Source organism: Aphanothece microscopica RSMan92, assembly GCF_046613545.2.
In the GTDB taxonomy this organism is placed as follows: domain Bacteria; phylum Cyanobacteriota; class Cyanobacteriia; order PCC-6307; family Cyanobiaceae; genus NIES-981.
Genome location: NZ_JBKKKY020000344.1, coordinates 1 through 600, shown reverse-complemented (window position 1 = coordinate 600; position 600 = coordinate 1). Strand labels below are relative to the sequence as shown.

At 53.0% G+C, this 600-nt stretch carries 1 protein-coding gene; it reads right to left on the bottom strand.

Annotation, left to right across the window (positions count from 1 at the left end; genetic code table 11):
• A partial coding sequence (locus ACLD7X_RS17905; protein WP_425625463.1) for a putative LPS assembly protein LptD occupies positions 1-573 on the bottom strand: 573 nt, incomplete at its 3' end.
• Positions 574-600 lie beyond the last annotated feature (27 nt).

The window sequence follows — 600 nt, the reverse complement described above, 5'->3', positions numbered from 1 at the left end:
CGCTGCGAAGTTGTAGTTCCCTGATACGTCAACCGTTAAGAGTTCGATCGGCTTTGCTTCCGATGTATCGTCGTCCGCCATCTTGATCGCAAAGCGGTTCAAGAGGGAGTACCCTAGAGCGAGCTGTTCCTGACGCGACGCCAGGACGTTGTTGAAACGTGCATAGGTAATCGTCTGGCCTGAGACTGGGCTTACATATCGACCATACGACCCGCCTTCGACGGTTGATTGATCGGGCTGGTACCGAACGCTGATCGTGGGCTGGAGCGTATGCCTGAACGCTTTGATACCAAGGATATCGGGCTTCAGCATGCCGTAGAGGAAGGTGCTGATGTTGACGCCTGCCGAGTAGGTGTAGTCTCGAAAGAACCCTTGGCTTCGTGATCGTACGATAGAAGAGTCTGTGGGATCAACACGTTCCGTGTATTGCTGGAAGTTCCAGTTTTCGGAATAGGATAACGTGGGAGCAATTGTCAGTGGACCAAGCTTGGGTGTAACGGTTATCGACGGACGATGTTCAATGACGCCATTTTCCCTCGTGACTCCGGGGTCGCTGAACGATGTTCTTGTCAAGGCATATCCGTAACGAGCGTTCGTGGC